Origin of the sequence: Saliphagus sp. GCM10025334 (genome assembly GCF_042663485.1) — an archaeon.
GTDB lineage: Archaea > Halobacteriota > Halobacteria > Halobacteriales > Natrialbaceae > Natronosalvus.
Genome location: NZ_JBHTAF010000008.1, coordinates 1 through 25,228 on the forward strand (window position 1 = coordinate 1; position 25,228 = coordinate 25,228).

The 25,228-nt window shown below is 63.1% G+C and carries 25 protein-coding genes; 9 read left to right on the top strand and 16 right to left on the bottom strand.

All coding sequences use genetic code 11. The features are described from left to right. Window positions 1-385 (bottom strand): MBL fold metallo-hydrolase (locus ACFQO4_RS19980; protein ID WP_500262492.1); only part of this gene is annotated, 385 nt, incomplete at its 3' end. Between the two features lie 430 nt (window positions 386-815). Here ACFQO4_RS19980 and ACFQO4_RS19985 point away from each other — a divergent pair. Further along, entirely contained in the window at window positions 816-1,727 is a 912-nt protein-coding gene (locus ACFQO4_RS19985) for a DUF726 domain-containing protein (RefSeq protein WP_500262493.1), read from the top strand. Between the two features lie 336 nt (window positions 1,728-2,063). On the opposite strand, the gene ACFQO4_RS19990 is transcribed toward ACFQO4_RS19985, so the two are convergent. The 6 genes from ACFQO4_RS19990 to ACFQO4_RS20015 all read right to left on the bottom strand — a co-directional run bounded on the left by ACFQO4_RS19990 (window position 2,064) and on the right by ACFQO4_RS20015 (window position 9,808). Continuing rightward, window positions 2,064-2,735 (bottom strand): DUF1028 domain-containing protein, encoded by a 672-nt coding sequence (locus ACFQO4_RS19990; RefSeq protein ID WP_500262494.1) that lies wholly within the window; start codon window positions 2,733-2,735, stop codon window positions 2,064-2,066. Between the two features lie 2 nt (window positions 2,736-2,737). Then, window positions 2,738-4,900: a dipeptide ABC transporter ATP-binding protein gene (locus tag ACFQO4_RS19995; protein WP_500262495.1), complete on the bottom strand. Its 2,163-nt coding sequence runs from the start codon at window positions 4,898-4,900 to the stop codon at window positions 2,738-2,740. Next, window positions 4,897-5,778: an ABC transporter permease gene (locus ACFQO4_RS20000; RefSeq protein WP_500262496.1), complete on the bottom strand. Its 882-nt coding sequence runs from the start codon at window positions 5,776-5,778 to the stop codon at window positions 4,897-4,899. The genes ACFQO4_RS19995 and ACFQO4_RS20000 overlap by 4 nt, the downstream gene beginning before the upstream one ends. After that, on the bottom strand, window positions 5,778-6,737 hold the full coding sequence (locus ACFQO4_RS20005) for an ABC transporter permease (protein ID WP_500262497.1): 960 nt from the start codon (window positions 6,735-6,737) through the stop codon (window positions 5,778-5,780). Before ACFQO4_RS20005 ends, ACFQO4_RS20000 begins: the two co-directional genes overlap by 1 nt. A gap of 58 nt (window positions 6,738-6,795) precedes the next feature. Next, complete coding sequence (locus ACFQO4_RS20010) at window positions 6,796-8,433, bottom strand: ABC transporter substrate-binding protein (RefSeq protein WP_500262498.1); 1,638 nt, start codon at window positions 8,431-8,433, stop codon at window positions 6,796-6,798. A gap of 124 nt (window positions 8,434-8,557) precedes the next feature. Further along, a complete protein-coding gene (locus tag ACFQO4_RS20015) occupies window positions 8,558-9,808 on the bottom strand; it encodes a M20 family metallo-hydrolase (protein ID WP_500262499.1) in 1,251 nt (416 codons plus the stop codon). A 171-nt stretch (window positions 9,809-9,979) separates the two neighbouring features. On the opposite strand from ACFQO4_RS20015, the gene ACFQO4_RS20020 reads away from it, so the two are divergent. From ACFQO4_RS20020 to ACFQO4_RS20030, 3 genes are all read left to right on the top strand, one after another. Beyond that, window positions 9,980-10,672: a type 1 glutamine amidotransferase gene (locus tag ACFQO4_RS20020; RefSeq protein ID WP_500262500.1), complete on the top strand. Its 693-nt coding sequence runs from the start codon at window positions 9,980-9,982 to the stop codon at window positions 10,670-10,672. 210 nt (window positions 10,673-10,882) lie between these two features. After that, window positions 10,883-11,683, top strand: coding sequence for an IclR family transcriptional regulator (locus ACFQO4_RS20025; protein ID WP_500262501.1), 801 nt, complete (start codon window positions 10,883-10,885; stop codon window positions 11,681-11,683). 470 nt (window positions 11,684-12,153) lie between these two features. After that, window positions 12,154-12,693, top strand: a complete 540-nt coding sequence (locus ACFQO4_RS20030; RefSeq protein WP_500262502.1) for a gamma carbonic anhydrase family protein — start codon at window positions 12,154-12,156, stop codon at window positions 12,691-12,693. Window positions 12,694-12,706: 13 nt separating this feature from the next. On the opposite strand, the gene ACFQO4_RS20035 is transcribed toward ACFQO4_RS20030, so the two are convergent. Together ACFQO4_RS20035 and ACFQO4_RS20040 are read right to left on the bottom strand one after the other, a co-directional pair. After that, window positions 12,707-14,308, bottom strand: coding sequence for a GTPBP1 family GTP-binding protein (locus ACFQO4_RS20035; protein WP_500262503.1), 1,602 nt, complete (start codon window positions 14,306-14,308; stop codon window positions 12,707-12,709). A 91-nt stretch (window positions 14,309-14,399) separates the two neighbouring features. Next, complete coding sequence (locus ACFQO4_RS20040) at window positions 14,400-14,993, bottom strand: J domain-containing protein (RefSeq protein ID WP_500262504.1); 594 nt, start codon at window positions 14,991-14,993, stop codon at window positions 14,400-14,402. A gap of 339 nt (window positions 14,994-15,332) precedes the next feature. Between ACFQO4_RS20040 and ACFQO4_RS20045 the strand changes: the two genes are divergently transcribed. From ACFQO4_RS20045 to ACFQO4_RS20055, 3 genes are all read left to right on the top strand, one after another. Beyond that, entirely contained in the window at window positions 15,333-16,373 is a 1,041-nt protein-coding gene (locus tag ACFQO4_RS20045) for a DUF4382 domain-containing protein (protein ID WP_500262505.1), read from the top strand. A gap of 265 nt (window positions 16,374-16,638) precedes the next feature. After that, window positions 16,639-16,815 carry a hypothetical protein gene (locus tag ACFQO4_RS20050; RefSeq protein WP_312908341.1) on the top strand — a complete coding sequence of 59 codons (177 nt, stop codon included), beginning with the start codon at window positions 16,639-16,641 and terminating at the stop codon, window positions 16,813-16,815. A 4-nt stretch (window positions 16,816-16,819) separates the two neighbouring features. Beyond that, window positions 16,820-17,107, top strand: coding sequence for a hypothetical protein (locus ACFQO4_RS20055; RefSeq protein WP_500262506.1), 288 nt, complete (start codon window positions 16,820-16,822; stop codon window positions 17,105-17,107). A gap of 56 nt (window positions 17,108-17,163) precedes the next feature. On the opposite strand, the gene ACFQO4_RS20060 is transcribed toward ACFQO4_RS20055, so the two are convergent. After that, entirely contained in the window at window positions 17,164-17,703 is a 540-nt protein-coding gene (locus tag ACFQO4_RS20060) for a DUF488 domain-containing protein (protein ID WP_500262507.1), read from the bottom strand. 58 nt (window positions 17,704-17,761) lie between these two features. Here ACFQO4_RS20060 and ACFQO4_RS20065 point away from each other — a divergent pair, with 58 nt between their 5' ends. Further along, a complete protein-coding gene (locus ACFQO4_RS20065) occupies window positions 17,762-18,583 on the top strand; it encodes a nucleoside phosphorylase (protein WP_500262508.1) in 822 nt (273 codons plus the stop codon). Between the two features lie 39 nt (window positions 18,584-18,622). Here the strand turns inward: ACFQO4_RS20065 and ACFQO4_RS20070 are convergent, their stop codons facing one another. Then, window positions 18,623-19,690, bottom strand: a complete 1,068-nt coding sequence (locus tag ACFQO4_RS20070) for a DUF7972 family membrane protein (protein ID WP_500262509.1) — start codon at window positions 19,688-19,690, stop codon at window positions 18,623-18,625. Between the two features lie 271 nt (window positions 19,691-19,961). Between ACFQO4_RS20070 and ACFQO4_RS20075 the strand changes: the two genes are divergently transcribed. Beyond that, on the top strand, window positions 19,962-20,891 hold the full coding sequence (locus ACFQO4_RS20075; RefSeq protein WP_500262510.1) for a DMT family transporter: 930 nt from the start codon (window positions 19,962-19,964) through the stop codon (window positions 20,889-20,891). Between the two features lie 189 nt (window positions 20,892-21,080). Here ACFQO4_RS20075 and pstB read toward each other — a convergent pair whose 3' ends face one another. The 5 genes from pstB to ACFQO4_RS20100 form a co-directional block, all read right to left on the bottom strand. Next, a complete protein-coding gene (gene pstB, locus ACFQO4_RS20080) occupies window positions 21,081-21,956 on the bottom strand; it encodes a phosphate ABC transporter ATP-binding protein PstB (protein ID WP_500262511.1) in 876 nt (291 codons plus the stop codon). Then, window positions 21,953-22,852, bottom strand: coding sequence for a phosphate ABC transporter permease PstA (pstA, locus tag ACFQO4_RS20085; protein WP_500262512.1), 900 nt, complete (start codon window positions 22,850-22,852; stop codon window positions 21,953-21,955). Before pstA ends, pstB begins: the two co-directional genes overlap by 4 nt. Continuing rightward, window positions 22,852-23,781 carry a phosphate ABC transporter permease subunit PstC gene (gene pstC / locus ACFQO4_RS20090; RefSeq protein WP_500262513.1) on the bottom strand — a complete coding sequence of 310 codons (930 nt, stop codon included), beginning with the start codon at window positions 23,779-23,781 and terminating at the stop codon, window positions 22,852-22,854. The genes pstA and pstC overlap by 1 nt, the downstream gene beginning before the upstream one ends. Beyond that, complete coding sequence (locus ACFQO4_RS20095; RefSeq protein ID WP_500262514.1) at window positions 23,778-24,752, bottom strand: PstS family phosphate ABC transporter substrate-binding protein; 975 nt, start codon at window positions 24,750-24,752, stop codon at window positions 23,778-23,780. The genes pstC and ACFQO4_RS20095 overlap by 4 nt, the downstream gene beginning before the upstream one ends. A 247-nt stretch (window positions 24,753-24,999) precedes the next feature. Then, a complete protein-coding gene (locus tag ACFQO4_RS20100) occupies window positions 25,000-25,227 on the bottom strand; it encodes a hypothetical protein (RefSeq protein ID WP_500262515.1) in 228 nt (75 codons plus the stop codon). Window position 25,228: the final 1 nt, after the last annotated feature.

A 25,228-nucleotide genomic window follows, 5' to 3' on the forward strand; every position in this document is an offset into this window, starting at 1 on the left:
TGACCAGGTCGTTCTCGACGCCGAACTTCTGCTCGCTCTCGATCTGCTGTTTGACCAGTTCGATGGTGAACGGGGTCGCGACGACGGGGGCGTCGTAACGGTGGGCGAGTTTCGAGATCGCGCCGATGTGGTCGAGGTGACCGTGGGTCGGGACGATCGCCTGAACGTCGCCCTCGAGGTCGCTCATGATCCGATCGTCGGGAATGGCGCCCATGTCGATCAGGTCGAGGCTGTGCATGCGTTCGGTCTCGACGTTGTCGTGGATGAGAACCTGTGAGAGGTTCAGACCCATGTCGAAGATGACGACGTCGTTTCCTGCGCGAACGGCAGTCATCTGCCGTCCAACTTCCTCGTAACCGCCGATGGTTGCAATTTCGATTTCCATGGTTGTATACACTGAGCGCGGTGCGCGCTCATCGAAACGGTCCGCGGACTGCCGGGTACGAAAGACCGCCACGGTGTCGCGTCGGTCGGGGTCCCGCTATGCGTTCGGGATTGATTCCGGACGTAGAACACGGCGAGGCCGTGTCCCCGTCGCGCGAACGCACTTGCCCGCGGGTTTCGCTACCCCCGTCTACACACCCAGGTAGTATAAAGTCCGTGGGTTCGACGACCGATTGGTGCGGACACGCCACTGGCTGTCGATGAACGCGACCACTGTCACTCGAGTGAAGGGTAAGGGTATCTTCGGCCGGACTGAGATCCTTCCCATTCGGATACGCGGATAAAATAAACGCTTCGCGCGTTGTCCTGAATATTATCCTACGTGGACACTCACAATAACATTAATGTCTGGGCGTGTTGATGTGCGATCTATGCCACCACGACACACGAGTGACGATGGCACGATTGGTCGACCTGTTTCGCGACGAACCGTCCTCCGCGGTCTCGGCGTCTCCGCCGTCGGTATCGGCGCGCTCGGTGCGGCGACGTCGTCCGTCCAGGCGGGAAAAGGTGATTCCTGCGAGGACCCGCCGATGGACTTCCCGCGCGTGAGCACTCGAGGTCACTTCGACACGACGTGGTACGGGAGCGTCTACGTCACCGACGGAAACACCGCGACGAACTACGACCTCGCGGGCGATCCGATCCCCGGCTTCGGCCAGTCGGCGGGTGGCGAACTCCTGATCCACGCCCACGGCTGGAACAACGACCGCGAGGGCGGCGTCTGCTCGACCAGCACCGCCGCGAACACGTTCGACCTCGAGGGCTACGACCAGCCGGTCGTCGGGTACACCTGGGACGCCGATTATGGCTGGTACAACGCGACAGAAATCGCCGAACGAAACGGAGCCAAACTCGCGAATTTCCTGGTCGACTATCGTGTCCAGAATCCCGACGTAATGCTCCGGCTGTGTTCGCACTCGCTCGGTGCTCGAGTCGCCCTCAGCGCGGTCGCGACACTCTCGTCGTGGGGGTACCACGACCTCCTCGAGAGCGTCACCCTCCTGGGCGGCGCTGCCGACGACGACGCGCCGTCGCTCGAGGGGAGTTATGGCTCCGCGATCACGAACGCGACTGGCCGCCTCGACAACTTTTGGATGAACGACGACGCCGTACTCGACTGGGCCTACGGCACTGCCGAGATGGGGACCGCGATCGGTGCGACGACAATCGATGGCACACCGCCGTGGAACTACACCGATCACAACGTCGACTACGTTCCGGATCACTTCTCCCACTACAAGCCCGACGGGTGCATCCACGAGGTCGTCGCGACGTTCTGAACCCGTCCCCTGCGCTTCGTTTTCTCCGGCTGGCTGAGCGCCGCTGGACGGTGATTCGTTTGGCTGCTAGTCATATCGTTTTAATTATCTATAATCAAAATTAGCATCTTTCTTAGAGGTTTCTCCCAATTCCCTTCCAATACTCGAATATGTATAATGAGACGTTCTATAGCCATATAAGAGCACAATAGGTGACTATTTATGAATAGTCTGTAGAACGGGACGAATAGATCAAAACCGCCTAAATCGGGGGAATTCTGGAATTTACACCGTGACCTGGGTTCCAACAATGCATATATAATTTATAACTAATATATTTTTTCAGAGTATAGTTTTCTACTGGGGCTTCCGCTTGGAATATCGCTGTACGTCTGTTCGAGGATACGCTTCTTCCCACTCGTTTCCCACGGTCGTCGCGAGGTTGTGAATCCGCTCGAGTTCCGCGACTGCGTCGTCGTGCTCGTCGACCCGAAGGTCGTGAGCGAGACGGGGTTCGTCAGGGTCGAATACGCACAGGGCAGCGCTCTGGACGTGTTCGCCGCGTTTGTCGCCGCCGGCGTCCTCGCCCGCCCGGAGGGCGTCCAGGAATCGCCGGTCCAGTGGACTCCCGCTCGAGGCTTCGAACGCGTCGGCTACGGCCGTCAGTACGTCCGCCGATTCCAGCATGTTCCCCGCGACGGTGTACCCATCGCCCTCGAGGTCACCGGCGACGGGGTCGCACTCTGAACCGGTCACCGCGACCGTGTCGCCACCAGCGTCGACACCGTGAATCTGCCGAACGGTGGCGTGTGGGTCGTCCGCGAGCTGGGACTCGACGGCGTCCTCGACGGGCGTCCCCGCCTCGAGTGCACGAATTGATCGCACACCCAGTGGCGTGCTGGTCGTCGCCTGCGTGCAGACGGCCCCCTTCCTGCAGACGAACGGTGCGGTCGACCCCACGGCGATGGCCTTCGTCGCGACCGCGACGCCGTGACGCCCGTCGACGGCCGCACAGATGGAGAACGTCACGGTCAGTCCGTCTCCGACGGTGCGGGCGACCGGCCGTGTACTGGGTGGCTCATCTCTTCGACCGAGAGGTGGCAGGCGATTCGATGGTCGCCGCCGTCGACCGGCTCGGGAAGCGGCTCGTCCGTCTCGCACACCTCGCCGATCTTCTTCGGACAGCGCGTGTGGAACGGACAGCCAGTCGGCGGATCGATCGGGCTCGGGACCGTTCCCTCGAGGAGGATCCGCTCGGTCTCCCGGTTTGGGTTCGCGTGCGGGACCGCCGACAGCAGGCTCTCCGTGTAGGGGTGATACGGCGGCTCGAACACTTCCTCGACAGTGCCGAACTCGGCAATTTTCCCGAGGTACATCACTGCCACGCGGTCACAGAGGTGCTGGACGACGCTGATGTTGTGGGAGATGAACAGGTACGAAAGGCCGAACTCGTCCTGGATGTCGTCGAGCAGGTTGAGGATCTGTGCCTGGACGCTCACGTCCAGCGCGGAGACGGGCTCGTCACAGACGATGAGGTCGGGTTCGACCGCGAGCGCGTTTGCGATGGCGATCCGCTGTTGCTGGCCGCCGGAGAACTGGTGGGGATACTTGTCGGCGTCGGACCCAGAGAGACCGACGCGCTCGAGTAGCTCCTCGATCCGTGCGCGCTTATCGTCCCCCGTCGCGATGCCGTGTTTCGCCATCCCTCTGCCGATGATCTGGGCGACCGTCTTGCGCGGATTGAGCGAACTCTTGGGGTCCTGGAAGATGATCTGCATCTCCTTTCGAAGGCTCCGAATGTCCTTCTTCCCGAGTTCGTGCAACGGGTGGCCGTCGAAGTAGACCTCGCCACCGGTGGGCTCGAGCAGTTGCATCACGGTCCTGGCGACCGTCGACTTGCCACAGCCGCTCTCGCCGACCAGTCCGACCGTCTCGCCGCGGTCGATCGTGAAGCTCACGCCGTCGACCGCCTCGACGTACCGGCGCTCGAGCGTCAGCCCGCCGCTCTCGGTTCGGGCCAGCGAGAGATTCCCGAAGAATCCGTCCCCCGCCGAGAAGTGCTTCTGCAGGTCGCGAACCTCGAGTAACGGCTTTGCATTCGTGCGCGGCTCGCGCTGGCGACGCTCGACGCCCTCCTCGATGGCCGGCTCCGAGAGGTCGAGTTCGTCGGTTCGAATGCACGCCGCCTGGGCGCCCGGTGGGGCACCAGCGACCGGCTCGAGCGGCGGATCACCGCCGGAACGGCATGCTTCGACGGCATGTGGACACCGGTCGGCGAAGTTACAGCCGTCGGGCAAGCTCTTGAGGTCGGGCATCGATCCACCGAGGGCGTAGAGGCGGTTCCGGTCCGAGTCGACTTCCGGAATCGCGTCGATGAGCGTGCGTGTGTAGGGGTGTCTCGGCTGTTCGAAGACGTCGTCGACGCGGCCCGTCTCGACGAGGTTGCCGGCGTACATGACGCCGACGCGATCACAGGTCTGGGCGACGACGCCCAGGTTGTGGGTAATCATCAGGATCGAGACGCCGCGCTCCTCGCGGAGGTCGTTCAGCAGATCCAGGATCTTCGCCTGGGTCGTCACGTCGAGCGCCGTCGTCGGCTCGTCGGCGATGATCAGGTCCGGCTCGCAGGCCAGCCCAATGGCGATCAGCACCCGCTGGCGCATCCCCCCGGAGAACTCGTGGGGGTACTCGTCGATGCGCGACGCCGGGTCTGGAATCTCGACTTCCTCCATCGCCTCGATGGCAATCTCGCGAGCTTCGTGCTCGCCGACGTCCTGGTGGAGCCGGATCGTCTCGACGATCTGCTGGCCCACGGTGAGCACGGGGTTGAGCGAGGTCATCGGATCCTGCGGGATCAGCGTGATCCTGTTCCCGCGGACGCTCCGCATCTCGTTCTCGGTGAGGGTGAGGAGGTCCGTCCCATCGAAGGTGACCGACCCGGAGACGATTTCTCCAGGGTAGCGGATCAGGCGCATGATCGACTTCGCCGTCACGCTCTTTCCCGCCCCCGACTCGCCGACGATGCCCATCACCTCGCCGCGCTCGAGGTCGAACGACACGTCGTCGACTGCAGTAACGACTCCGTCCTCGGTCCGAAACTGCGTGCGGAGGTCCTCTACGGCGAGGAGCGAGTCGCTGGCGATACCGTCGGTGTCTGTCGTCGGCGTGGTGTCGGTGGTCTGTCTCGAAGTCATTCGATGATCTCCCCCTTGGGATCGAGGACGTCGCGGAGGCCGTCACCCAGCAGGTTGAACCCGATGACGGCGATGGCAATCGCTCCCGCCGGGAAGAACACGAGCCACGGCGCGTCGCCCATGAACGACCAGCCCTGGTTGATCATCAGGCCCCACGAGGGGGTCGGCGGCTGGACGCCCAACCCGAGAAACGAAAGGCTCGCCTCGAGCAGCATGGTGAACGCGACGTTGATCGACCCCTGGACGAGTAGCGGGCCGACGCAGTTGGGCAGCACCTCCCGGAAGATGATGTAGCCGTCGCTCTCCCCGCGGGCGACGGCGGCTTCGACGAACGATTCGTTGCGCACCGCCAGCGCCGCGCTGCGGGCAACCCTGGCGATGAACGGCGTGTACACGAACGCGAGCGCGAGGATCACGTTGTTGAGACTCGGCTCGAGGACGGCGACGATGGTCAGCGCCAGCAGGATCGGCGGGAACGACATCATCGCGTCCATGCCGCGCATGAGCCCCTCGTCGATCAGTCCCTGGTAGTAACCAGCGACGACGCCGATGGTCGTCCCCATGACCATCGCCGCGCTGATCGAGGTGAATCCGACGTACAGCGAAATCCGGGCGCCCATCATCACGCGACTGAAGATGTCGCGGCCGAGGTCGTCGGTTCCCATCGGGTGCTCGAGTGACGGCGCTAGCTCTCGGTCCTGGACGTTGGTCGCCTCCGGATCGTGGGGAACGACGAACGGTGCGAGTATCGCCGTCGTAAAGAGAGCGATGACGATGAACAACCCGATCATTGCCTTCTGGTTCCGGCGGAACTGGCGGGCGAATCGGCCGTAGTGGGCCTTCTTCTCGTCGGTCAACCGGAAGCGTTCGGTCGACATTACTCGGACCCTCCGTAGCGGATTCGCGGATCGACGTACGCGTAGAACGTGTCCGCGAGGAAGTTCGAGACCATGTAGATCAGTGCGATCACGATAATACACCCCTGCAAGAGGGGAATGTCGCGGTTCTCGATGGCCGTCAACGTCAACTGGCCGATGCCCGGCCAGGAGAACACCTGCTCGAGGACGACGACGCCCCCGAAGGCGTAGCTGAACTGGAACGCGATGACCGTGATGACGGGAATTGCGGCGTTTTTCAGCGCGTGACGAACCACGACCGCCCGTTCGCTGAGCCCCTTCGACCGGGCGAATTCAACGTAGTCCTCGCTCAGCTCGTCGATCATGCTCGAGCGGGTCATGCGCATGATGTAGGCCGTCAGTGCGACGCCCATCGCGCTCGCGGGAAGCGCGAGGTGGTGAGCCGCCGCCACGGGGTCTTCCATCGGCGAGACGTACCCGCGGGTCGGGAAGCCGCCGAGGGTGAGCGCGAACACGTAGATGAACACCAGTCCCCACAGGAAGATGGGGAGCGAGAGACCGACGAACGCGAGCATCGACGCCGTCAGGTCAGTCGGCGTGTTCTTCTTGACCGCGGCGATGACGCCGAGCGGGATCGACAGGCTCACCGAAACGATCGTCGCGGAGATGGCGAGCAGCAGTGACCGCGGCAGTCGGACGCCGATCAGGTCGGCGACCGGCGTTCCGTACCGGAGTGACGTGCCCATGTCTCCCTGGAGCATGCCGACAACCCAGTCGACGTACTGCAAATACAGCGGCTGGTCGAGCCCCAACTGCGCCTCGAGCTGGGCGATCGATGCGTCGTTCGCGTTCGGGCCGAGGATCAACAGCGCCACGTTTCCGGGCAGGATGTTCGTGAGCCCGAAGGTGATGAGCGACACGAGGAACAGCGTGATCGCCATGAACCCGAGGCGCTTGGCCAGGTAGCTAACGAACGCCATCTATGCGAGTGATCTGTGTCGCGTGAAATTGGTCGTAGTGCGCACGTGAACTCACGGATTACTCCATCCAGGTGTTTTCGAATCTGAAGGTCGAGCCGTCGGGCGACATGACCTCGCCCTTGTAGTTGGGTTGACGGGCCATCAACGTTGGCATCCAGTACAGCAGAATGTGGCCAGACCGGCGCTCTTGTAGAATCTCGGCGGCCTCGTGGTACAGCGGCGCGCGCTCTTCGATCTCGTAGAGCTGGCGTGCCTCGTCGATGAGGTCGTCGTACTCCTCGTCCTCCCAGCCGGTGAAGAAGAACGCCCCCTCGGAGTGGAGCGGTCGGTGGAAGCCGGCGTCCGGGAACCACAGCGCCAGGTACGAACTCGTCGTCGCCTGGAAGTTCCGGTCGGTGTAGACGTCGCTGAGCCAGTTGCTCCAGGTGATGAGCTGAATGTTGAGGTCGATACCGACCTCGGCTGCCTGGGATTCGATGACCTGTGCGGCAGTCACCTGGTCGTTGTACTGCTCCGGAATCTGGAACGTCGCCTCGAACCCGTCCGAGTACCCGGCAGCGTCGAGGTGCTCCTGAGCGAGTTCGTAGTCCTGCGGCCGCGGCTCGAGGTCCGGGTGCTCCCACTCGCTTCCCGGCGCAGCGGGACTGGTCGCGACCTGCCCCTGGCCGTACAGCGCCGCCTCCATGACTTCGTTCTTGTCGATGGCGTACTCGAGGGCCAGCCGAGCGTCACGGCTGTCGAATGGCTCCTCCGTGCAGTTGACGCCCAGGTAGACGAGCGACTTCGGGAACCGGCTGATGAAGTCGACGCTCGAGTCGCCCTCGAGGGACTCGGCGTGTCGCGGCGGGACGTCGTTGATGAAGTCGACCTCGCCGGCTTCGAACGTGTTGAGGCGGTTGTCGTCGTCCGAAATCTCGGACTTGGTGACCCTGTCGAGGTAGGGGAGTTCGTCGTCCCAGTAGTCGTCGAACGTCGTCATCACGAACTCGGAGTCGAGTTCCATGCTCTCGAACTGGAACGGGCCGGTCCCAATTGGTTCGCTGATCGAGTCCTGTTCGGCCTGCTCGGCCGTGAGAACGTGCATGTGCGAGGTCGCCATCCGCGAGAGCATCGGCGCGAACGGCTCGGTGAGTTGCATGATGAACGTGTGGTCGTCCGGCGCCTCCATCGAGTCGACCAGCGCCATGTAATCTGCGGCCAGTCCCTCGTTCTCCTCGATTCTGGTAAAGGACGCGAGCACGTCGTCGGCGGTCAGTTCGGTGCCGTCGTGGAACTGAACCCCCTGGCGGATGTCGAACGTCAACTCGAGGTTGTCGTCCGAACTCTCCCAATCCTCGGCCAGCAGCGGCTCGAGTTCGTAGTCCCAGTTCACACGCACCAGCCCCTGCGTGATGTTCTCGAGGACGCGTGCGCTCGCCGCGGCGCTCTCGAAGTGCGGATCGAGGCTCTGGACGGGAACGCTGCCACCCCAGAGGAGCTCCCCGCCCTCGACCGGGTCGCCTTCCTCCGCGTCGGGTCCGGTCTGGTTGCCGTTCCCGTTGCCGAGGCCATTTCCGTTTCCATTCCCATCGCCACCGCCGCCGAGGCACCCGGCGAACGCGATCGGCACCCCGGCGGCGGCCGCCTTCACGAAGAGCCGACGACTCGGACCCGACGACGAATCGGCAGTCTCCCGGCTACTGTTATGACTTGCCATGCCTGTCTATGAGTACCATAGTCATCATATATAAATGTACGCATTTTTGCGTTCGAACCCCATAGACGGGCGTCTCGACCACTCGAGACACGGGATTCGCTCAGCGAGATGGTCTCTGACTCGTTCAAGAATCGGCCAGACGAGCAATCGCCTCGGCGAGGACGGTCGTCGCCCTGGCACAATCAGCCCAATCGGTCCACTCCTGCGGGTTGTGAGAGAGTCCGTCTCGAGACGGGGCGAACAACAGTCCCGCATCGGTTACCCGCGCGACGTTCATCGTGTCGTGGGCCGCGCCGGAGTGCATCCGGAGGGTCTCGATGCCGGACACCGCGCCCGCCTCGAGCATCGCATCACGGCACCGAGGAGCCATCGGTTCCGGTGGGATGTCGTACGGTCGGGTCACCGTTACGTCGACGTCGCGCTCGGCCTCGACCCGCCGCGCGCTCTCCTCGAGCGCCTCGACGAGTGCTTCCATCGATTCGAGTTTGACGTCCCGGATGTCGACCCCCAGCCGGACTGACCCCGGAATGACGTTCGTCGCGTTCGGCGAGACCGACGCCTTTCCGACGGTGGCGACCGCGGACGCTGAGTGGTCGGCGACGATTTGGTTGGCTGCCCCCTCGACGTCGAGGACGATTTCGCTCGCGGCGGCGAGGGCGTCGCTTCGGTCGTCCATCGGCGTCGATCCCGCGTGGTCGGCTTCGCCGGCGACGTCGACGTAACAGTGGGTGATCCCCGTGATCGACGTGACGACGCCCGCCGACGCCTCCGCTCGCTCGAGTTTCGTCCCCTGTTCGACGTGCAGTTCGAGCCAGGCGTCCCACGCGGCGGCGTCGAGGCGACCCGACCCGCGATAGCCGATGTGCTCGAGGGCGTCCTCGAGCACTGTCCCTGAATCGTCCTCGAAGGTGAGCGCCTCGTCGACAGTCGTCCGACCCGTCGCGACGGACGAACCGAGCAATCCGTTCCCAAATCGCTGTCCTTCCTCCTCCGTGAAGCACACCACGTCGATCGGCCGGTCGAGGGATCGGTCGGACTCCTGGATCGCCCGGACGGCCTCGAGCGCCGCGTAGACGCCGAGTGGGCCGTCGAAGATGCCTCCGACTGGCACCGAGTCCAGGTGGCTTCCCGACGCGACGGGGGCCGCCGTCGAATCGGCTTCGGGCGGGTCCCACCGGCCAACGACGTTACCGACGGCGTCGATTCGCACCTCGAGACCCGCGTCCTCGAGACGATCGACGAATCGGTCACGCGCCAGTTCGTTCGCCTCCGTTCCCGTCAGTACCGTTCGCCCGCGGCCGTCGACGTCCGCTAACGCGCCGAACTGGGCGTTCGCTTCGATGTCGGCCCGAAGCCTCTCCTCGGAGACCATCATGTACACCTGACCGATGCGAAGCCTGCTGTGTTAAGTGTTTGCGTTTGACAGCACCCACGGTATCGAGTCGTCCGAGTTCGACGGCACCCGAACAGTTATGGGACGTTCCGTTAGAGCGTTGCGTACACTCGAGGCCTCGGCCATCGATCGAGCCGACCACGAACGCCTACCATGAGACTCGCGTGCATTCAACCCCCCAACCGGTTCGACTACGGAACGGCGATCCAGCGCATCGTTACCCATCAATTCCCGGACGTCGAGTTTCGCGTCCTCGACCCCCGACGCGATCAGTTGCACTCGGTAGTCAGTGCCGATGCGGTGATCATTACTGGATCTCACGCACGCATCAACCGACGGCCCCCGTTCCTCGTCCACCTCGAGGACGCGATCCGCGCCGCCGTCGCCGAATCGGTTCCGATCCTAGGCGTGTGTTTCGGCCACCAGGCAGTCGCGTCGGTGCTCGGCGGCACGATCGAGACGCTCCCGGAGCGTTCGGCCGGTTTCGAGGACATCGACCTGACCGAAGCGGGATCGAACCACGATTTGTTCGCCGGTTTCGACCGCACAACCACGTCGTTTTGCTGGCACCGCGACCACGTTCGGGAACCGCTCCCTGACGCGCGAGTCCTCGCGACGAATCGAACTGGCGTACAGGCGTTCGAATCGATCAGGGCGCCCGCTTTCGGTATACAATTCCACCCCGAATTCGACCGGTCCATGGTCGAAACTATTCTCCGCGACCGACTGGCCTCGAACCGGTGTCGCCAGCACCTCTCGCGCTCGGTCACACCCGATCGGTACGCGGAGGCGCAGGAATCCAGACGACTCTTCACGCGCTTCCTCGAGCAGTACGTCGTGGACTGAGGCGTCGCCGATGTCGCCACCTGAGCCGTCGATATCATCGGGTCGAGTTCGACCGTCGCTCCCTTCGAAATGAGAACGTCGTTCATTCGCTGGGAGCGCTACTGAAAGCGTCTGTACCCGGCAGTTCTCGGATTGAGTCGACTACCGGCTACCGCCACCACTAGTTCGCCAAATGCGAACATCTATGGTGGGTGCTCACGAGTGACACGTATGAACGACCACGAAACCGGTTCCGCCCGGACCCTCGAGACGGTCGCTCGAGCCTGTGACGTGATCGAAACGCTCGAGAAACGCGACGGTGTCGGGGTGACCGAACTGGCGACGGCGCTCGACCTCTCGAAGAGCTCGGCCCACTCCTACCTCAATACGCTCCGCGAGAAACGGCTGGTGGTCAAACGCGGCGACACCTACCACCTCAGCCTCGAGTTCCTCTATCTCGGCAAATCGGTTCGTCATCGGCACGTCCTCTTCGAGCACGGCAAGTCGACGGTCGACCGCCTCGCCGAGCGGAGCGGCGAGTACGCCCACCTGATGTGCGAACAGCACGGCCTCGAGCGGAACATCTACAAAGTCCCGGGGGAGAACGCCGTTGGCGACGACTACCACACGGCGAAAGAGCAAAAACCGGATTTTCTCCACTTCACGTCGACCGGGAAGGCCGTTCTCGCACACCTCCCCGAGACTCGGGTTCGATCGATCGTCGACAGTTATGGGCTCGTCCGGAAGACAGAACACACCATCACCGACCTCGACGCGTTGTTCGCGGAGCTGGAGTCGATACGCGAACGCGGATACGCGGTCAACGACGAGGAAGAGATCAAGGGCATTCGTGCTGTCGGTGCGCCAATTCGAAGCGCGAACGGCGAGGCGCTCGGGGCGATCAGCGTGTCGGGTCCGACCAGTCGGCTCAACGACGAGTACTATCACGACGTGCTACCACGGATGGTCACGGAGAGTGCGAACGTGACCGAAGCGAGTATCAACATGTCCACCGCCAGCGAGACGCTCTGAGACGTTACCTCGATCGACTCGCTAGTGCATTACACGCTTAAGATTGTAATGGGGTGTGACGAAGCTCGTCGTTCTCATTTCGGGAACAACGATTGGTGAACGTGTGAGCCGACATCTGATCACGCTCGAGCGGTCACTATTCTATATCGGAATTCTGATCATATAGTATTAGTATGTTAATTCTGTTATCAAATTTGTCGAACTGTGTGATTGTGAAATCAATCATTTAGGTGAAATAAGTGCGGATAAAACCGTCTAACGCTAAATATTTGTGCCTTAACCGCGTTTACTTGGATATATTGGTGATTTTTGAGAGGGAACATAACTAATTTAGGGTAGGAAGAACGAGATTATGTAGTCTAAACTTATATAGTTTTATAGTGTCTACTTTCACCACACCTACTGAACTCGAGCCACCAGGTCCGGTCAGATTTCACCAACACTAACTCGACTCCTCCCAAACGGTGGCCATGATCCGATCTTTCGACGGCCGAGAACCGACGGTCGCGGATTCGGCATACGTCGACGAGCGCGCGGTCGTCATCGGCAACGTCACGATCGAAGCCGATGCCAGCGTCTGGCCAGGGGCCGTGCTCCGGGGCGACCACGGCGAAATCGTCCTCGAGGAAGGCGCGAACGTCCAGGACAATGCGACGGTCCACGAGGGGTCGACAATCGGCCCGTACGCGACCGTTGGCCACAACGCGATCGTGCACGCCGCGACGGTCGGCAAGCAGGCGATGGTCGGGATGGGTGCGACCGTCCTCGATCGGGCGACGGTCGGCGCGGAGAGCCTGGTCGCTGCGAACAGCGTCGTCACGGAGGATACGACCGTTCCCGAGTCGGTCCTGGTCGTCGGCGCTCCCGCCGAGATCAGAAAGGAGGTCGAAGATTCGCCGTGGGCAACCGCTGCGGATCACTACGTGGAACTCGCGGGGCGGTACGCCGAGACCTCCGAGGTTCTCGAGCGTGGGACGCTCGAGCCGGATATCGAGAGCGAATCCGATTAGGTCGAATCCCCGATTACGTCGTCGGTGAGATGTCCGTCACCGTCCCGACGCCCTTGCTCCGACCCTCGCGGAAGACGAACTTTTGGCCCTCCTCGACGAGGTACGAGCGGAACTTGAACCGCACCCGGGTTGTGCCCTTGTCGCCCGGCAGCAGGCGCCCGTCCTCGGGATAGAACGCCGCAGCCTCGCCGATGGTCTCGAGGTGGACGACTGGTTCGTAGCCGTCGCCGATTCGCGTGGGGTGGTTGAGCACCATCACCTCGGCCTCGAACTCCCTGACGGGCGTGGGATCGGCGTCGCCGGGCAAGAGGACCATTCCGCGCTCGATTTCCGCCTCCTCGACGCCCTTGAGCGCGATGCCGACGATCCGCCCGGACTGGGCCTGGTCGACGCGGTGGTAGTGCATCTCGATGGATCGAACTTCGACCTCGCGGAACGAGCCGTCTGCCATCGGCCCGAGCAGGAGTTCGTCCCCGGCCTCGACCTCGCCGCGCATGACCGTGCCCGAGGCGACGGCGCCGACGCCGGTCACGGCGTAGGTCCGGTCGATGTACATCCGGAACTCGCCGTCGTCGCTGGCCGTCTTCGGCAGTCGGTCGAACAGTTCGTCCAGGACGTCGAGGCCGTCCATCGTGATCGCGCTGGTTTCGACGATGGGGACGACGGTGTCGCCGATTTCCTCGACGGCGGCGTCGACGCCGTGACGGCCAACCCGGAGCGGGGACTTGTCGACGTCCCGAAGGAGGCGCTCGACCTCGAGGACGACCTCCTCGATGCGGTCGTCGTCGACGAGGTCGGTCTTGGTCAGCGCGACCACCGTGGGGAGTTCCGTGGCGAGTAACACCCCCAGGTGTTCGCGGGTCGTGCGCGTCGGCCCGTCGTCGGCGGCGACCACGAGCAGGCCGTAGTCGAGTTTCTGTCCGACAAGGCCGCGGATCGTAGTCCGGAGCCAGGGCTCGTGGCCGACGGTGTCGACGAAGGAGACGAGGCGGTCGGCCTCCTCGACGACGGCCGCGCGGTCCTGTTTTCGGTTCGGGTTCGTAACGTGCACCGGGCCCTCGTCGTCGAAGCCGTAGACGGCGTAGGAGAGGTCCGCGGACAGCCCCCGCTCGACCTCGTGGGGCTGGACGTCGAGGAAGGCTCGCGTCGCGCCGTCGCCGTCGTCCGGGCGTCCGGTGACGAGCGAGCCAACCAGGGTGCTCTTGCCGTGGTCGACGTGGCCGGCCGTCCCGACGACGACGTGCTGGTCGTCCGTCTCGAGGACAGCGCCCTCGCGGATCAGGGCAATGCCGACGACGCCGTCCTCGATCCCCCAGGTCTGGACATCCTCGATGTGACACTCGGCTTCCTCTGCGAGCAGCGAGAGTACGTCCATCGACTCCGAGAAGGTATCGACGTCGATGCCGGCGAGGCCGCCGTCGTCGGTGACGCCGACGACGTACGTCGCCTCGCCGTCACCCGAGAGGACCCGGTGACGGAGCTGTGCGGCGAGACTCTCCCGTCGTCCCCCTTCGAGGTGGATCGACTCGAGCAGTCGTTCCTTGAACTCGACGTTCCCACCGTCCTGTTCGCCACGTTCCAGGGCCCGCTCCAGCAGGGCCCGGTCACGGCTCATATCCGGTGATAGCGAGTCACACGGCAAAAGCCTTCCTGCCGAATGTCAACGTGTGTCTCTCGAGAGCTATTGTGACACGGAAGCCATTCACTCACTCGCGGAGGCGATCGTAAGCCGCCGTCACCTGCTTGAACTCCGCCTCGTCGCCGCCGCGGTCGGGGTGGACGTCCTTGACGCGGTCTCGATAGGCCTGTTTGATCGCCGCCTGGTCGGCCGTCGGGTCGACGCCGAGAACGCTTCGGGCTTCGGCGGTCGTGGGACCGCTCGAGGCCGAGACCCGTTCCTGTGGGCCACCGTATCGCCACTCAGTGGATTCGGTTCCGAACCCGGGCCCGGACTCGGGTCCGCCTCTACCCAGACCGGCACTGAATCGGGCCTCGCGTTCCGCACGCGTTCGCGGGTCGCCTCGAGCACGTGGACCCGCCCCGAAGCCGCCGCGGTCGCGGTTGGACCGGGTGCGTCGCGTCCGATCACGTTGACGTTGCCGACTTCGAACCTCGCGACGGCGAAGGCGCTCGAGGAGCTTTCCGCTGCCGTGGTAGTACATGAAGTAGGCCGTCGCTCCGAGCGGAACCGCGACGACGAACGGAATCGGCGAGCGCGAGACGAACGAGCCGATCACGAGCAGGGCCGTCATGCCCGCGAACAACGCGGCGACGAGCAACACGATCGGTGACCGTTGCACACTCGAGATAGGGACTCGAGTGGCCTAAAGGATGCGGCGTCCGAATGCGTCGGGCCGGTCTCGGTATCGCTCGTCAGTCCGGTCGAGTACTCGCACGTCCGCGTTCACTGAGTGATGCGGCGGAGGGATGGCGAGCCGAGTGATGGCGACGTGTAGCCGGGACGCGGCCTCGAGCCAAAAACGCACGTCCTTCAGTTCGAGCTTCCGCTCAAACCTATCGTTGGGCTGTCTGGCGGGCATTTCAACCCTTTGAGTACGGGAGCAAAACCGTTCAAGAACTATTCTGAATCTCCAGAACGAACGGCACTGCTTTACCCGGTTACTGTCTGCGAGGAACTAATGCCAAACGATCGAGCGAGCGACGAGTCGAGGCGGGCGAATCACCAATCAAAATCCGGCGTGGGGCGCCGAGCGTTCATCGCCGCCGGCGGTAGCGTCGGTGCGACGGCGCTCGCCGGGTGTACGTCCGGTGACGGTCCCGAGAAAACGAACGACGAGGGAACGTCCGACCAGGACACGCAGTCGGACGATGGGTCACAAACCGGTGGCTCCGAGGAGAGCAGCCAGGACGGGAATTTCAGACTGCTCATCAGCGACATGCCGGCCGACATCGGCGACTTCAAACGGCTAGACGTCACGCTTGATTACGCCCGAATCTTCGACGGTGGTGAGGACGAGGGTGACGACGAGGACTCGAGCGAAACCGATGGCGAGGACGGAGGCGAGGGATCGAACGAAACCGAAGAGGACGCCGACGATCAGCAGGACTCGAGTGACGCTGGCGAGGACGATGTAGACGCGGACGAGGAATCCGACGAAGGTGACGAAGGCGATGAAGACGGGGAAGGCAAGAACGACACGTCCGACGGCGTCGAACGAAAGCGCGGGTTCTACATCGTCGACCTCGAGGGAAGGACGGTCGACCTCACGAACCTCGTCGGCGAGCGAGCGGTCTCCGTGTTCGAGGGTGAGCTGTCCCCGGGTATCTACCGAAAGATCGAACTCCACGTCTCTGCGGTCGAGGGAATCGTCGATGGCGAACAGGCGAACGTCAAGCTCCCGAGCGAAAAGCTACAGATCACCCACTCGTTCGAGATCGGTGCCGACGACCCGGTCGATTTCGTTTTCGACGTCAACGTAGTGAAACGCGGACAGGGATCCGATTACAATCTAAAACCCGTAATCTCCGAAAGCGGGGTGGCCGGCAAGGACGTCGAGGTCGAGGAAGTAGAACGCGAAGACGAAACTGACGGTGGCGAAGAAACGGACGACCAAGTGGACGAGGAAGAAGCCAACGAATCGGAAGACGCCGACGAAGATACCGGAGAGGACGCCACCGAATCCGAAACGGACGACGACGGGGACAGCGAAGACGAGTAGCGACGGACGAGTCCCTCGAGGGAACTCAACTTCGGCTCTCAGCGCCTCCCAGCCCTCACGTTCCTGGGCCTCAGTTCCCGCTGGGAATTACCTCTCTTCGGGTTAGCCTCGAGCGAATCGAACCGAAATCTCATCTCCTCGCGGACAATGATGCACTTTCTGAAATTGCTATAGAATGTGCACCATTGACCGTTTCTCCTGCTCGAGCGAACTATGTCCCCAGTGCCGGCACCGGTTTGAAGCCACTCGAGTCCGTACCTCGCCTATGAGCGTCAGCGGCCTCTGTCAGATCTGTGAAACGCGGTCGGCCGAGGAGCGGTGTGACAACTGCGGCGCCCTCGTCTGTCGGGTCCACTACGAGGAGGGTGTTGGCCTCTGTGCGAACTGCGCCAACACGGTGAATCCGAACGACCCCGACGACGTGGACATCAATCGGCTCTGAACCGATGACGTCGATTCGCGACCTGGTCAGCGGTTCACTCGGCATCGGGGAGCGCTACTGCCTCGAGGTCACGAGAGCCGACGACGGAACGCTGATCGCCGCACATTCCTCCGACCGGAGCCCGATGGACGTCGTCGTCTGTGAGGGGCTCGAGACCCTCGATTCGCCGACGGGGCGGCCGCCCGAGGGACCGCTCGAAGTCGAAGTCGAGATACTCGGCCGCGTCGTGGACGGTCGCCTCGCCGGGCGAATCGTCTCGGCGTCGTGTGCGTCGCCGGAGAACGTGGACTGACGCAGGTTCGGTCTCGAGACGAGTCGATAGTCAGGCCCGTGTGACGAGGCAGGCAGCTAGGCCAGTCTGGCCTCGAGGACCTCTCGCAACACGGTCCGGTGACAGCGCTTCTTGCCCGTGTTTTCGAAACAGACGAGTGCGATCGATTCGCCGTCCTCCAGCCGTCCCTCGAGTTCCGCGAGCACCTCCTGGGCCTCGAGATCGGTCTCGAGGTGTTCCCGGTACCGGTCTTCGAACTCCACCTGCTCCCAGGACGCGTTGTGGGCGCCCTCGTCGCACATGCCGGCCATCTTCAGGTCCTCTGCGGCCGTTTTGGCGTCCTCGAGCAACGTCGACGGGGGCCCGAGTGCCGGCAGGTTCTCGTCGACGGCGGCGTGAAACCACGAGGTCGGCTGGCGGACGACACCGACGAGCGTGGTCTCGGGCTCGAGGTCGACCAGATCGTGCTGGAGGGCGGCGACGTAGGTGTCGGTGAGCGTGGCGCTCGCGACGTCCGTCGCGTCGGCGAGGGGCTGTTCTCTCGCATTTGTTTCTCCAGTGTCGTCTCCTTCCGTCCCGGGTTCCGCTCCCGCCCCGGCGTCCGGATCGGTGCCCATACGCCCCGTACGGTCCTCCAGCATTTATATACGATGGCGCCACAACTCTCGAGTCTCTATGGCCGGCGACAGCGAAGACCCGAACGCCGACGTACAGTACCACCTCGAGGTCGCAGCCGACGACGTGGCCGATACCGTCCTCTTGCCGGGGAATCCCGAGCGCGTCGAGAAAATCGTCGCCCACTGGGACGACCACGAGGAGCGCGCCCATCACCGCGAGTATCGCACGGCGACGGGGACCTACGACGGAACGCCGATCTCGGTCACCTCGACGGGAATCGGTAGCCCTTCGGCGGCCATCGCCGTCGAGGAACTCGCCCGCGTCGGCTGCGAGACGTTCATCCGAGTGGGTTCCTGTGGGGCGCTCCAGCCCGAGATGAGCGTCGGCGACCTCGTGATCACGACTGGCGGCGTTCGCCAGGAGGGCACGAGCGACGAGTACGTCCGCGAGGACTACCCCGCCACGGCCGACTACGAGGTCGTCAGTGCGCTGGTCGCCGCCGCCGAGCGGCTGGGGTACGACTACCACACTGGCGTAACGATGAGCGCTGACTCCTTCTACGCCGGGCAGGGACGACCCGGCTTCGACGGCTTCGAGGCCGCTGGCGCCGACGATCTGATCGACGAACTCACCGAGGCCAACGTCGCCAACATCGAGATGGAAGCCAGCGCCATCCTCACCATCGCAAACGTCTACGGCCTCCGGGCCGGGGCGGTCTGCTCGGTCTACGCCAACCGCGTGACCGGCGAGTTCCGCACCGAAGGCGAATCTCGAGCCGCCGAAACCGCTTCGCTGGCGACGCATCTGCTGGCGAAGATGGACGCGGTCAAGCGCGAGGCCGGCGTCGACCGCTGGCACGCCGGGCTCAGCCTCGAGTAGGGTTCTATTACGAATCCGCCGACCCCGAATCATCGTCAGCTACTTTTCAGATTGAATCTCGGTCGATTCCTCGTAGCGAACGCCCTCTAACTGCTTGGTGTCTCGAAGAACGAACGGGCCGATTGCGAGCGTTCGTTTCATCACGGTGAGGACACGGAGCAGGTAGGCGAGAAGGACAGCAAACGGGATGAGTGTCAGTACGTAAACGGCGCTAACGACGAGATAGGCCGTACTAATGCCGGCGATGGTGCCGGTCATCTTTGCGGCGTCAAATTCCAGGACCATGTACCCCGCAACCGCCAGCGTGGGCATTGCTCCGTACAGCACTCCGCGTGAGATATTGATGATCTCCCACTGCACGTAGAGCGTCTTGAAATGCTCTCGTGCCGGACCAAAAAACCGGAGCGAATCGAGTAGCCTGCCGAACGCCTGGTCGGTGTCTTCCGAGATCGATTCGGCGTATTTGTTCCGAAGCGTTCGGGCGGCGAATATCTTCCAGGAATAGTTGTAGTTCAGGACGGGCAGTAGCGTCTGGAACGATCCGAACTCCGCTTCTTCGAGGTCGGCGCTAATCTTCTGGCTGTGCTCAATGAGACCGTCTACGAATTCCGTGATTTCATCGAGTTGGTCCGCGTTCGGACTCTCGGAAACGGTGTCAGCGATCTGCCGTGCGTGCGTATCCGAAATCTCGATAAGTGTTCGAAGGAACCGAGCCGGGTCCGCTGGGGCGACGCCGATGTCCCCCGTCTCTTCGACAGCTTCTCGAAAATCGACCTCGTTCGACATGCGGTCGCGCTGCTCTCCGAGGGGGCCAATTTCTTCGGCAAGCACGTACTGAGAGATCGTCAGAACGAGCGTGACGCTCGTGACGACGGCGATTACCATCGATCCGAATAGCGAACTGATCACGTTCGTCGAGATGAGTTTCTGCGATGAACTCGGACCGAAAACGTGAACGAGAAGCATAACGAGATACGCAGCCACCAGTATCACTCCGGTAACGAACCACCGGTTTGCGTTGATCAAAAACCAGATTTTCACACGGGTTTCGCCGACCCGTTCTCGCATCGTATCTGCTGGGCGTAGGAGAGTATCTGACTCGCTCATGTGGCTCTATGTTGTATTTTCGCTTTTTTCATTAACCGACTTGAATCTGTATCTCGAGTGTCCATCCTGGCTACCAGCCGAAGTCTCCGTCCAACTCGTCGTTGTTTCCCATTCCATTCGCTAGCTACTATACGTCTGTCCCTGTACTCTCCGTCGAGGATCATCGACGAGGCCGCTTCTGAAACGATTGTCACGTCGAAAAACGACCATCGTCTCGGCCTTTCGAGCTTCGAATCGAAACGCATAGGTCGCCCGTGGCGAATCCACACTCGTGAGCAGATACCGAAATTTCGCCCTCTTTCTGGTACTGGCGGCCGTCTGGGGAACCGCGTTCGTCGCCATCGGGGCCGGACTCGAGTACTTCCCGCCCGTGCTCTTCGCCGCGCTTCGGTACGACGTCGCTGGCGTCATCATGCTGGCCTACGCCGCGTACGTCGTCGACAGTGGTGACTTGCTCCCGAGCGGGCGCGACCAGTGGCTCCTCGTCACGATCGGGTCGGTGCTTCTCATCGCGGCCTATCACGCCTTCCTCTTCGTCGGTCAGCTAAACACGACGGCGGCCGCCGCCGCGATCGTAGTGTCGCTCTCGCCGGTCCTCACGACCGGGTTCGCCCGCGCGCTCGTCCCCTCGGACGCGCTCTCGGCGGTCGGACTGGTTGGCGTCGGAATCGGCCTCTGCGGAGTCGTCGTCATCGCCCAGCCGGACCCAAACGACCTGCTCTCGGCGAACGCGATCGCGACCGGCCTCGTCTTCCTCGCCGCAGCGTCGTTTGCCCTCGGAAGCGTCCTCACCCGTCGGCTCGACGCCGAGATGTCCATCGAGACGATGGAGGCCTGGTCGATGATCGGCGGCGCGATCCTCATGCATCTGCTGAGCCTCGGGCTGCGCGAACCGATCGAGCCGGCGACGTGGCTCCACCCGAACGCGTTCTGGGCGCTCGCGTATCTCGCGCTCGTCTCGAGTGCCTTCGGCTTCCTCCTGTACTTCACCTTGCTCGAGCGCCTCGGGCCGATCGAGATCAACATGGTGTCCTACGTCGCGCCGGTCTTCGCCGCGATTTTCGGCTGGCTGCTCCTCGACGAGGTGATCACCGGGACGACGGTGTTCGGCTTCGTCCTGATCGCGATCGGGTTCGTGCTGGTCAAGCGCCGAGCCATCCGCGACGAGTTCGTGAACCTGCGTGAGACGACCGAGAGCTAACGCTGGCTTTTGCTGGTTCTCAATGGCTCTCGTCACGACAGCCGGTGACCGTTGAATCGTTCACTATCGCGGTCGACGCCGACTGCTAACGACGTCGCGAGTCACCCTCCCACTACGAGGTTAAAGAACGAACGGCTACCGCTCGAATCCTCCATCTATCGAACGGTGCCGAGTTTTTCGCCCTCGAGGCTATCCGAATTTCCCGGTGATGTAGTCCTCGACGCGCTGGCTCTCGGGGTTCTCGAAGATTTTCGTCGTGTCGTCGAACTCCACGAGTTCCCCGCCGGTGAGGAAGACGGCGGTCTTGTCCGAAATGCGAGCGGCCTGTTGCATGTTGTGGGTGACGATCACGACGGTGTAGTCGGTCGCGAGTTCCTCGATCAGGTCCTCGATCTTCGAGGTAGCGACGGGGTCGAGCGCGCTCGCCGGTTCGTCCATCAGGATGACCTCGGGGTCGGTCGCAATGGCGCGGGCGATACACAGCCGCTGTTGCTGGCCACCCGACAGGTCGAGGCCGCTCGAGTCCAGCTGGTCTTCGACCTCCTCGAGCAACGCGGCGCGCTCGAGGGCGCGTTCGACGCGCTCGTCGACGTTATCGTCGATGCCCTGGACCTTCAGCCCGTAGGCGACGTTGTCCCGGATCGACTTGGGGAACGGATTGGGCTGCTGGAACACCATCCCGATCTTGCGGCGCAGGGCGACGGGGTCGACGTCTTCGTCGTAGACGTTCTTCCCGTCGAACAGCAGTTCGCCCTCGACGCGGGCGGCGTCGACGAGATCGTTCATGCGGTTGATACACCGGAGGAACGTCGACTTTCCGCAGCCAGAGGGGCCGATGACCGCGGTCACCTGCTTCTCGGGCAGTTCCACGGAGACGTCCTGGAGCGCCTGGTCGTCGCCGTAGTAGACGTCGAGGCCGCGACTCTCGAGGATCGCCCGGCCGTCGGTGGTGGTCGACGAACCAGTGTCGGTGCCCCGGTCGACCAGGCCGTCGGTCTTCGGCGTCGGGGAGGCGTTGTCGTCGCTCGATTCGGTCTTCGAGGTGGTCATGGGTTCTCGGGTCATTGGTCGTGCTGGTAGTGGTTCCGGATGAGGATCGCGACGGAGTTGATCGACAGCAAGACGACGAGCAGGGTGACGACGCCGGCGGCGACGACCCCGTACTGGAACTCGGCTTCGGGGTACTGCGCCCAGGTGTAGATCTGCATTGGCATCGCGCTGACCTTGCTGAGGAGGCTGTTCGGGACGCCGAAGACGGTCGTCGGCGCGCCAATCATGATGAGCGGGGCCGTCTCGCCGATGGCTCGTCCGAGCGCGAGGATGGTCCCGGTCAGGATCCCGGGCATCGCCCGCGGCAGGACGACGTTGCGGATCGTTTGCCACTTCGTCGCGCCCATCCCGTAGGAGGCCTGCCGCTGGGAGTCTGGAACGGCCCGGATCGCCTCCTGGGCGGAGATGATGACGATGGGCAGGATGAGCAGGGCGACGGTGAACGCGGCCACGATCAGGGTTCCAAAGCCGAGGCCGATGAGGCTCACGAACAGTCCGAGTCCGAGCAGGCCGTAGACGACAGATGGGACACCTGCCAGGTTGGCGATGTTGATCTGGATGAACGTCGTGAGCGGGCCGTCGCTCGCGTACTCCTCGAGGTAAATCGCCGCGCCAACGCCCAGCGGGAAGGTCACGAGCGCGATCAGGAGCATGAGTGCGATCGAACCGACCAGCGCCGGGAGGATGCCCGCCTCGAACGGGTTCGGGTGGGGCGGGCTGGTGAGGAACTGCCAGTCGAGCCAGCCGATCGCGTCGACGGCGACGTACGCCAGCAAGACCGCGAGCGAGAGGATCCCGAGGAGCGCCGCCGCGAGGGTCAGCCAGCGGAAGGCGACGTCCTTCGTTCGACTCACGCGTCCGAAGCCGGAGTCCTCGACCGACTGGTCGTTGGTGCCGGTTTCGGCCGCCATCACTGGTACACCTCCCGGTAGCGCGAGGCGATAAATTCACTCACGAGGTTCATCACGAAGGTGATTACGAACAGCGTCAGGCCGACCGCGAACAGGCTCTTGTAGGCTACCGACTGGCCGACGACGTCGTTCGTCCCGATCTGGACCATTGCCGCGGTCATCGTCTGCACCGACTCGAGGAACAGCCCCGCCGGATCGGTCAGATCGATCAGCTTGGGCGTCTGCCCCGCCGCGATGGCGACGATCATGGTCTCGCCGATCGCTCGCGAGAGCGCGAGGATGAACGACGAGAAGATGCCCGACAGCGCCGCGGGGACGACGACAGACGTGGAGACGGTGAACTTCGTCGCCCCCAGCCCGTAACTGGCCTGTCGGAGCGAGTCCGGCACCGCGCTCATCGCGTCCTCGCTGATCGAGGAGACCATCGGGATGATCATGATGCCGACCATGATCGAGGCCGACAGGGCGTTGAACGTCGATAGCTCCACGAACGGAATCGCGTCCAGCGCTGGCGTCACGTACACGAGCGCGAAGTAACCGTAGACGACCGTCGGCACGCCCGCCAGCACCTCGAGAGCCGGCTTCAGGTAGGCCCGTCGACGACTCGAGGCGTACTCGCTCAGGTAGATGGCCGTCAGCAGGCCGATCGGCAGGGCGATGGCGGCGGCCCCGAACGTGATGGTGAGCGTCCCTGTGATCAGCGGCAACACGCCGAAGGCGACGGGATCGTTCGTCGGACTCCAGCGGGTGCCGAAGAGGAAGTCGATCGGCGAGACGGCGGCGAAGAAGTCCACCGCGTCGAGCAACAGCGTCAGGACGATGGCGACCGTCGTCAGGATCGACAGCAGCGCACACAGCGTGAAGAGGTATTTGAAGAAAACGCCGCGGGCCGTCCGACTCCCGTCGTGGGAGAGGTCCATCGCGCTCATTCGGTCACCTCGTCGATGGCCGCCTCGAGTTTCTCGAGGTTCTCGTCACGCACCTCTTCGGTGACGGGGACGTAACCGACCTCCTCGACGAGGTCGGTCGCCGACTGCTCGATGTAAAAGCGGAGAAAGTCCTGAATCTCGGACTCGACGAGCGCTTGGTCGGCGGCGTAGATGAACAGCGGTCGCGACAGTGGGGTGTACTCGTCGTTCATCGCCGTCTCGATCGACGGTTCGACGCAGCCGTCGCCGTCGTCGATGCCGACCGCTTTGATCTGATTCGGGTTCTCGGCGTAGAAGGCGAACCCGAAGTAGCCGATGGCGTGTTCGGAGCCGCGAACGCCCTGGACGATGGTCCGATCCTTCTCGGTCGCGTGGTAGTCGCTTCGGTGGTTCGCGTCTTCGCCGATGATCGCCTCGACGAAGTAATCGAACGTGCCGGAGGTGGTGTCGGCCCCGTACAGTTCGAACTCTTCGTCGGGCCAGTCGTCTCGCACGTCGCTCCAGCGCTGAGCGCCGTCGGTGCGCCAGATTTCCCGGAGTTCTTCGACGGTGAGACAGTCGACCCAGTCGGCACCGGGATTGACGACAACTGTCAGTGCGTCCGTCGCGATGGTGAACTCGATCGGCTCGATTCCGTTCTCGCTGCACTGTTCGCGTTCGATGTCCGCGACCTCGCGACTCGCGTTGTTGATCGCGGTCATGCCTGGACAGAAGAAGTTCGAGAAGCCGCCGCCGGTCCCCGTCTGACTGATGGAGACGTTGACGTTCGGTCGTTCCTCGAAGTACGCCGCGGCGACGGCTTCGGTCACGGGAAAGACCGTGCTGCTTCCGGCGATCGGTACCTGTCTCCCCTCTTCAGCCAGTACGTTGGTACAACCGGCCAACCCGGCGGTCGCCGCGACCCCCGTCGCGGCGAGCAGTTCCCGTCTCCCGAGACCGGTCGACGGCGGGCCAGAGGCGTCTCTCGACATCACCGGATGGATACCCCAGACGAGGTAAATAGTCTACTATGATGAGAACATAGTGCTATATAGTCATACGTGGCCCGAAAACGGTATCGTCCCATTTGCGGCCGCTCGGTCAGTGTAGGTGCTGGTACGACAGATATCGTAACTACCGACCGACGACGCGCGACTCCAGTGAACGTCGGCCGAACGACGGTAGCTACCGCACTATATAGGGCCGATAATAAATCCGTCGGATCGATCGACGATCGAATCACGTCGAGTTCTCGCCGTCAGAGGGGGCGACGGTAGCCGCCCCCTGCGTTTCTGAGATGCCGATATCGGACGATTCGAGCGTCCTATCGTCTTTATCACCTGCAGTGAGACTACTCGAGTCGACGACAATCCGACCGACGGTTTCCTCAGTTCGGTCGGGGCTGGGGATGGTCGCCGTCCGCATTTCCGACCCGGTCGCCGGGTCAGTGGTATCACTCGTCGTCACG

Excerpts from the sequence above, each read along its gene's own strand:
- ACFQO4_RS19985 (WP_500262493.1), top strand. The coding sequence starts at position 816 with ATGCCACCACGACACACGAGTGACGATGGCACGATTGGTCGACCTGTT.
- ACFQO4_RS20000 (WP_500262496.1), bottom strand. The coding sequence starts at position 5,778 with ATGTCGACCGAACGCTTCCGGTTGACCGACGAGAAGAAGGCCCACTAC.
- ACFQO4_RS20070 (WP_500262509.1), bottom strand. The coding sequence starts at position 19,690 with ATGAGCGAGTCAGATACTCTCCTACGCCCAGCAGATACGATGCGAGAA.
- pstC (WP_500262513.1), bottom strand. The coding sequence starts at position 23,781 with ATGAGCGCGATGGACCTCTCCCACGACGGGAGTCGGACGGCCCGCGGC.
- ACFQO4_RS20005 (WP_500262497.1), bottom strand. The coding sequence starts at position 6,737 with ATGGCGTTCGTTAGCTACCTGGCCAAGCGCCTCGGGTTCATGGCGATC.
- ACFQO4_RS20060 (WP_500262507.1), bottom strand. The coding sequence starts at position 17,703 with ATGGGCACCGATCCGGACGCCGGGGCGGGAGCGGAACCCGGGACGGAA.
- ACFQO4_RS20055 (WP_500262506.1), top strand. The coding sequence starts at position 16,820 with ATGACGTCGATTCGCGACCTGGTCAGCGGTTCACTCGGCATCGGGGAG.
- ACFQO4_RS20030 (WP_500262502.1), top strand. The coding sequence starts at position 12,154 with ATGATCCGATCTTTCGACGGCCGAGAACCGACGGTCGCGGATTCGGCA.
- ACFQO4_RS20095 (WP_500262514.1), bottom strand. The coding sequence starts at position 24,752 with ATGTCGAGAGACGCCTCTGGCCCGCCGTCGACCGGTCTCGGGAGACGG.
- ACFQO4_RS20015 (WP_500262499.1), bottom strand. The coding sequence starts at position 9,808 with ATGATGGTCTCCGAGGAGAGGCTTCGGGCCGACATCGAAGCGAACGCC.
- ACFQO4_RS20045 (WP_500262505.1), top strand. The coding sequence starts at position 15,333 with ATGCCAAACGATCGAGCGAGCGACGAGTCGAGGCGGGCGAATCACCAA.
- ACFQO4_RS20050 (WP_312908341.1), top strand. The coding sequence starts at position 16,639 with ATGAGCGTCAGCGGCCTCTGTCAGATCTGTGAAACGCGGTCGGCCGAG.
- ACFQO4_RS20035 (WP_500262503.1), bottom strand. The coding sequence starts at position 14,308 with ATGAGCCGTGACCGGGCCCTGCTGGAGCGGGCCCTGGAACGTGGCGAA.
- pstA (WP_500262512.1), bottom strand. The coding sequence starts at position 22,852 with ATGGCGGCCGAAACCGGCACCAACGACCAGTCGGTCGAGGACTCCGGC.
- ACFQO4_RS19995 (WP_500262495.1), bottom strand. The coding sequence starts at position 4,900 with ATGACTTCGAGACAGACCACCGACACCACGCCGACGACAGACACCGAC.
- ACFQO4_RS20010 (WP_500262498.1), bottom strand. The coding sequence starts at position 8,433 with ATGGCAAGTCATAACAGTAGCCGGGAGACTGCCGATTCGTCGTCGGGT.
- ACFQO4_RS20020 (WP_500262500.1), top strand. The coding sequence starts at position 9,980 with ATGAGACTCGCGTGCATTCAACCCCCCAACCGGTTCGACTACGGAACG.
- ACFQO4_RS20025 (WP_500262501.1), top strand. The coding sequence starts at position 10,883 with ATGAACGACCACGAAACCGGTTCCGCCCGGACCCTCGAGACGGTCGCT.
- ACFQO4_RS20065 (WP_500262508.1), top strand. The coding sequence starts at position 17,762 with ATGGCCGGCGACAGCGAAGACCCGAACGCCGACGTACAGTACCACCTC.
- pstB (WP_500262511.1), bottom strand. The coding sequence starts at position 21,956 with ATGACCCGAGAACCCATGACCACCTCGAAGACCGAATCGAGCGACGAC.